The sequence below is a fragment of the bacterium genome, assembly GCA_040755795.1.
Lineage (GTDB): Bacteria > UBA9089 > CG2-30-40-21 > CG2-30-40-21 > SBAY01 > JBFLXS01.
The window spans coordinates 1-6174 of the sequence record JBFLXS010000238.1 but is presented as its reverse complement, the minus strand read 5'-3'; the positions used below and the strand labels follow the sequence as shown (position 1 = coordinate 6174).

2 protein-coding genes are annotated in these 6174 nt (G+C 38.2%); both read left to right on the top strand.

Annotated elements, in window-relative coordinates; all coding sequences use genetic code 11:
- A partial coding sequence (locus tag AB1414_13660; GenBank protein ID MEW6608468.1) for a carboxypeptidase regulatory-like domain-containing protein occupies positions 1-5744 on the top strand: 5744 nt, incomplete at its 5' end.
- A 174-nt stretch (positions 5745-5918) separates the two neighbouring features.
- The coding region (locus tag AB1414_13655) for a hypothetical protein (protein ID MEW6608467.1) at positions 5919-6174 on the top strand (256 nt) is incomplete at its 3' end.

The following is a 6174-nucleotide window of genomic DNA, read 5'->3' as shown; positions in this document are numbered from 1 at the left end:
CTTATCAGACACCTTTACCTTATATTACTGTTTACTGGACTGGTTCAATAAATCAGGCTGATACCGATGGATTTATTGTTGAAACAGGGGGTCTTGATCATTACGAAGTTAAAGAACCAACAGAAGCAGAAGCAGGAACTATTTTTACCATTACCATTACTGGCCATGATGCTTATTGCAATCCAAGACCAGGCAATACTGGTGTAACCTTAACTGCTTATACGAGCAGCACTACAGCTGGTAGCGGTATTCTTTCCTCAGCAACTTACGGCACTCCGCCAGCAGGAATTAATGCCTCTTTATTAACTGAAACAGCAATTAGCGATCTTAAATATACCAAAACAGAAAATATTAAAATTAAAGCAACTGACGGAACAGGTAAAACTGTAATTTGGGATCATACTGGCTATAACTTTATCCAGATAAATCCTGCTCCTTTAGGTGGATTTGAGTTAGATTCTATTTCTAATCAAAAAGCTGGTACTTCATTTACTATTACTGTTGTTGCTAAAGATATAGAAGGGAATATTAAAACTAATTATTTTGGAACACCTACCCTAAAGGATGATACTGGCACTTTGACTCCAACTGCTATCTCTGGGTTTGTTAGTGGAGTAGCCTCAACTCAAGTCACTATTACCAAGACTGCTACTGGAATTAGTATTACTGCAGAAGATGCAGGAAAAACTGGTACTAGTAATACATTTAATATTGGACCAGGACCGATTGACCACTTTGAAGTTAAAGGAATTCCAAGTCCAATTCAAGCTGGTACTCCTTCTGGATTAACTGTAACAGCTTATGATAAATATAATAATGTGAAGACTGATTATCAAGGAACTATTGAATTTAGCACTTCTGATACCGGACCTCAGACTACTTATCCTGCTAGTTATGAGTTTAAGTTGGCTGATCAAGGTCAGAAAGTGTTTGATCCAATTAATCCAGAAGAAAGAATAGTTTTGACCAAGACTGGTATTCATTGGGTGAAAGTAACAGATCCAGTTCCTGAACCAGATGCTATTGGTCAGCAGACTGGTATTCAAGTGACTCCAGCTGATTTAAATTACTTTATCCTTAGTACTATTTCTAATCAAACTGCTGGTCAATCTTTTGAATTAACTATCACTGCTTATGATCAATACAATAACCCAAAGACTGATTATAATAACCCAGCTACTTTGAGCAGTACTTTGAGCACTGCTGATTCGCCTACTCCTACTGCCTTAAGCTTTAATAGTGGAATTTGGGCAGGTTCAGTCACTGTTTATAAATCTGGAACTCAGAAGTTAACAATTACAGATGGAGTTTCTAGAGAATCTAATGAATTTACAGTTAAATCTGGTACTTATACTAAACTTCAAATTATTCAACCTGGTCAGCAAGCTATGCCTGGTACTTCTGCTGGTATTACTGGTACTACCTTATCTCAGGCAGCTGGAATAGAATTTAAGATTACTATTAATGCTATAGATAATTGGGCTAATATAATTAAATATATTGGCCCAGAAACACCAGAGAATGAAAACAACTATACAGTAAGAATAAGAAGGTTAGATCCCACCAAAGAAGGTATTTTCCCTGAAGGGCAATTAAGTTATGGAAGCACAGTTTTGACTATGACAGCTTATACCACTGGAATTTGGCAAGCAGGCAGTTTTGAGGCTATGGATATGGTTACTGCTAAAGTTGGATATAACAGTGAGTTTGAAGTTAGTCCTGGCAATCCTACTAAACTTCTTATCTTAGCTCCAGGAGAAAGCCTTGCTCCAGGAACTCAAAATGGAAAATCAAGCCTTCCAAATTCTCAAATAGCTAGCCAGCAATTTAATCTAACTATTTATGCTACTGATGATTATTATAACTTAGTTACTTTGCCTAGCAGCCAGGCTTTGACCGTTACTTCTACTGACACTCAAGCATCTATCCCAGCTGGGCTTAGCCTGCCTGTTTCAGGAGAACTCTCTTTTGAAGTTACCTTAAGAACGGTTGGAGCTCAAACTATTACTGCCCAAGATGTTTCTGGGACTGAGCCAAACCTTAGTTCAACAGCAGTTGGTATTAATGTCATTCCAGGAGACCTTGATCACTTTAGGTTTAATACTACTATTGGAAATCAAGTAGCTGGTCTGCCATTCAATCTTAGTATTACTGCTGAAGATTCAGGCAATAATCCAGTGACTGAATTCGATGGCTTACCAGTTAAGTTGACTACCAATTTGCCAGGAGGAGGATATATCTATGTGGTTTCTACTGGCAATCAATGGACTAGTGATTTTGTAAATGGAAATTGGTCAGGCCAGGTCTATATTACCCGAGCTCAGAATAATGTGACAATTACTGCTTCTGATAATGCCTCTCCAGAACATACTGGTGATTCTAATAGTTTTAATCTTAATGCTGGTTCATTTACCAAATTACAGATTTTAGTTCCGGGTGAATCAGCTAATCCAGGTACAGTTTCTGGCAAATCTGGTTTCCCAAGCAATCAGACTGTTAATATTGCCTCAAGTAAGATTACTGTTAATGCGGTTGATGATTGGTATAACCTAGTAGATTCTATTAATGGCCATAATATTACTGTTTCTTCTAGTGATTTAAATGCTCTCTTTAATCCAGCTAGTGGAACATTAACCAATGGATTCTTTAGCTTTAATTCAGCTACTTTCAAGACCAATGGTTATCAAACTATTAGGGCAACTGATACTAATAATGGATATTCTAATACCCCTCCAGATCCAGAGATCTTAGTTCTTGGTCCAAACCTTAGTTCATCTACTAAAGTAGGTTCTGATCTTAATGGGGGAAATCTTTTGCCAGGGGATACTACTGAATTTACTATTGAAGTCTATAATACTGGAAATGTTGAAGCTACTGGAGTTAAAGTTACTGATACAGTACCAGCCAATGTTAATCTAGTTGTTGGCAGCATTACTGGAGGCGGTTCAGAAAAAGGAGGAGTGATCACTTGGAATATTGGTGATTTGGGAATTGGTTCAACTATTTTAACTTTCCGGGTAACTATTAGTGCTATAGCTCAGAATGGTGAACTTATTACTAATACAGCCAGCATTAGTTCAAATGAAGGAGTTTCAGCTAATCCGTCCTGCCAGATGACAGTAAGTATTCCTTCAGCTCTTGATCATATTATTATTAGAGATGCGGCTAATGGCGGAGGAAATGTGATTAATGATCGAACTATGACAGTGGGTGATACTTTGATTCTTTACGCAGCTGGTTATGATTCAGGGAATAGCTTTATTGGTGACCAATCAGTTACATGGAGCATTACTGGCACCGCTTCTGCAGCTACTATCAGCCCAGCCAGTGGCACAGCTACTACTTTAACAGCTAACTCTTCTGGCTCTGTTCAAGTAATGGCTGATGATGGCTTAGGTCACACTGATAGTACTGGAATTATTACTATTCAAACTGGTGGTGGTCCTCCACCTCCTCCACCTACTTTTACTACTCTGGTTATTACTCCAACGGCAGTTAGTTTGACTACTGGAACCAGCCAGCAGTTTAGTGCTAAATGTTATGATCAAAATGGGGCAGAAATGACTTGTCCAAGTATTACCTGGAGTGTGGTTAATGGAGGAGGAACTATTGATTCTGCGGGTCTATTCACAGCAGGAGATACTCCAGGAACTTATCAAAATACAATTAAAGCAGAAGCCTCTGGTAAAACGGCCTATGCTACTGTAATAGTCACTGCTTTACCTTCTGTTTTAACTAGTCTAGAAGTCAGTCCTACTTCTGTCACTTTAAACGTGGCTAGTAGTTTTCAATTGACAGCCAAAGGATTTGATCAGTATGGTCAAGAAATGAAAAATATAGCCCTTGTTTGGGAAATGATTGATCAGAAAGCTGGAATCATTGATCAGACTGGTTTGTTTAAAGCTGGAATTAAAGTTGGATTTTATCAAAAGGCAATTAAAGTTAGGAGTGGCAAAGCGAACGGAGTGAGCTTTGCCTTGGCCGCTTTGCTATCCGAAGCTTATGTTGACGTCACTCTAACCCCAGAAGAACTCGATCATCTTGAAATTAGTCCAACTTCAGTAACTTTATCTGCTAATGCTACTCAACAATTCAGTGTTAAGGCTTATGATCAATATAATAATGAAATAACCGGCCTAAGTTATATTTGGTCAATAATTAATGGAGGAGGAACTATTAATCAAAATGGATTATTTACAGCTGGAAGTATAGCTGGTACTTATTCTAATACAGTAAAAGTCGAAGCCCAAGCTAAAGCAGCTTATGCTACAGTAATAGTAGAAAAGGAAGAAGTTCCAGAAGGAGAAGAAGCTGTTTTAACCACCTTAAGTATTAGTCCAAGTTCTGTTACTTTAACTATAGGAGCTAGTCAGCAGTTTATTGCTAAAGGCTATGATCAATTTGGAGCAGAAATGACTGGTTTGAGTTTTACTTGGGAAATAGTTAATGGAGGAGGGACTATTGATCAAACTGGATTATTTACTGCTGGAGATATTGTTGGTACTTATGAGGGTACAGTAAAAGTGACTTCATTTGACAAGAGTGCTTTTGCTACAGTGATAATAATTGAGAAAGAAGAACTACCAAAAGAAGAAATAATTACTCCTCCTGCTGAAGAAGAGATAATTATTGCTCCACCTTCTGAAATTCCAGTAGCTGAAGGAATGGGAGAAAAAGTAGCTGAAAAAGTAGGGGAGGTAACCGAAAAAGTGGCTGAAAAGACTAAGGAATTTATAGCTGCTCCAGTTAAGACAACAACTAAGGCAGCAACTAAAGCAGTTGAGGCAGTCAAAAAAATAAGAGAAAATCCAGCTGTTCAGAAAGTAAATAAGAGAGTCATCACTCCAGTGACCACTTCAGGAGCCGCAGTTGGTTTATTGCCCTTGCTACCCTACCTTGGCTTGCTTAATATTTTGCAATTCCTGCAATTACTTTTCAATTCCTTACTTTCCTTCTTCGGTATTAACCGAAGAAAACCTTGGGGTATGATTTATGATTCCCGAACCAAAAAACCAATTTCTTTAGCTATTGTTCGAATGTTTAGTAAATCCACCCACCGCTTAATAGAAACCAGAGTCACTGATCGTAAAGGAAGACTTGGCTTCTTGGTTCAGCCAGGCACTTATTATCTAACTGTAACTAAGCCTAATTATGTTTTCCCATCCCAGATTGCTAAAGGAAGAACTAACGGAGAATATAAAGATATTTATCATGGAGAAGATATAATTATTCAATCAAAAGAAGATATAATCAGAGTTAATATTCCTCTTGATTCTATAGCTAGATGGAAAGAGCAAGGAAAGAAAGGGATTTGGCAAGCCATCCGTTATTTCTTGAGAAGGATAAATACTCCCTTACTGATAGCCGGAACAATTTTAGCTCTGATAGCAGTTTCCATTACTCCTAATATTTACAACCTCTTGATTTTGCTGGCTTATCTTTTCTTGCTCTACTTTAAGAGGCTAGTGGTCAAAGAAGAAAGAAAGCCTTGGGGTAAAGTTTATGATGCTCAGACCAAGAATCCTTTAGCTTTAGCTATCGTCAAGATTTACAAAAAAGGTTATGCTGTACCTAGGGAGACTCAAGTAACTGACCATACTGGCCGCTTCGGTTTCATGCCAGAAATAGGAGATTACTATTTGGTAGTAGAAAAGGAAGGTTACCAGACTTGGCGTTCAGAGGAAATTAAGGTTGGGAAAGGGGGGTTTGTGGCAGTGGATGTGGTTATGCAGGTGAGCAGGTGAGAATCTCACTTTCTCACTTTCTCACTTTCTCACTTTCACTCCTGCACAAAATATTGACAAAAAAATCTAGAGATATAATAGAAGTAGAATACTGAAATAGTGGTATACTTTCCTCCTTTTCCCCCTTTTACCCCTTATTCCTTCCCTTTCTCAAACTTCCCTTTCTCAAAAACCATGATTCAAGAAAACAACAAACAACAAACAACTGACAATAGTCGGCCCTCTTACGAGGAGCTTAGAAGTCAGCTTGAGACTGAGCAAAGAGAAAAGAGACATCTTCAAAAACGCCTCAAGAAAATCCACAAACGCGGCTTGCGTTTTCAGGACCTCTCTTTCAAAGAGGCATTCTTTGGCTTCCTTAAAAATCTCACTTTCTCTTTTTCTCACTTTCTCACCTGCACACTTTCTCATTCTATTTCCTGGCTAAAAC